The sequence below is a fragment of the Streptomyces sp. col6 genome (genome assembly GCF_008042035.1).
Lineage (GTDB): Bacteria > Actinomycetota > Actinomycetes > Streptomycetales > Streptomycetaceae > Streptomyces.
The window spans coordinates 1-928 of the sequence record NZ_RDBL01000048.1; the positions used below are offsets into that span (position 1 = coordinate 1).

Consider the following 928-nt stretch of genomic DNA (forward strand, 5'->3'; position numbering starts at 1 on the left):
GGCGAGGGGAGTATCACGTGCAGGGTGCCGCGGGCCGGGGGTCGGCGAGGAAGGCCGAGCAGGCGTGGAACGAGGGCGTGGTTCTCATGCGGCAGGGCGACAACCCGGGAGCCGCCGCGCGGTTCGCACTCGCCACGCAGCACGACCCCGCCGCCGCCGATGCCTGGCTGGGGCTGCATGTGACCGGCACGGACAAGAAGGCGGCGCTGGACGGCATGCTCCGCGCCTCGGTGAACTTCGGCGCGCTGCGGGCGAAGTTCCAGGCGCCGTTCCGGTCCACGTTCCAGATCGGCCACTACGTCACCTTCCGGCTGGAGAACGCCCGCGACCTGTGGCTGGCGGCGATGTCCTCGCTGCTGGACGAGCAGCGGGTCGACGAGGCGTGGAAGGGGCTCTCCACCGCCCTGCTGGACTGCGACGAGACCCGGTTCGTCTGCACCCGGTACGCGTTCCTCAAGGAGGACTGGCCGCTGGTCCTGAAGTTCGCGCCCGGGATCGGTGACGCGTTCCTGCGCGACGAGGCGCAGTTGTACGTGGGCGCGTCGCTGTTCGCGCAGGGGGTGTACCACGAGGCGATGAACGTACTGGCCCCGTTGCCGGGGAAGCTGGAGGCGGGCAGCCGGTTCGACGCGGAGACGAAGTACTTCGTGGGGCGGTCGCTGGAGGCGCTGGGGCGGCAGGAGGAGGCGCTGAAGCGCTACCAGTACGCGTTCCGGTGCGCGCCCGACCTGCTCGACGTGGAGTCGCGCGCCCTGGCCCGCCCGGTGAACGCGACCGCCCCACGAAGTACTTCGTCTCCGCGTCGAACCGGCTGCCCGCCTCCAGCTTCCCCGGCAACGGGGCCAGTACGTTCATCGCCTCGTGGTACACCCCCTGCGCGAACAGCGACGCGCCCACGTACAACTGCGCCTCGTCGCGCAGGAACGCG

The 928-nt window shown here is 71.0% G+C and carries 1 protein-coding gene; it reads left to right on the forward strand.

Annotation, left to right across the window (positions count from 1 at the left end; translation table 11 throughout):
- Positions 1-17: 17 nt before the first annotated feature.
- Positions 18-928, forward strand: a 911-nt coding sequence (locus EAO73_RS34900) for a tetratricopeptide repeat protein (protein ID WP_224756587.1), incomplete at its 3' end; no start/stop codon positions are given.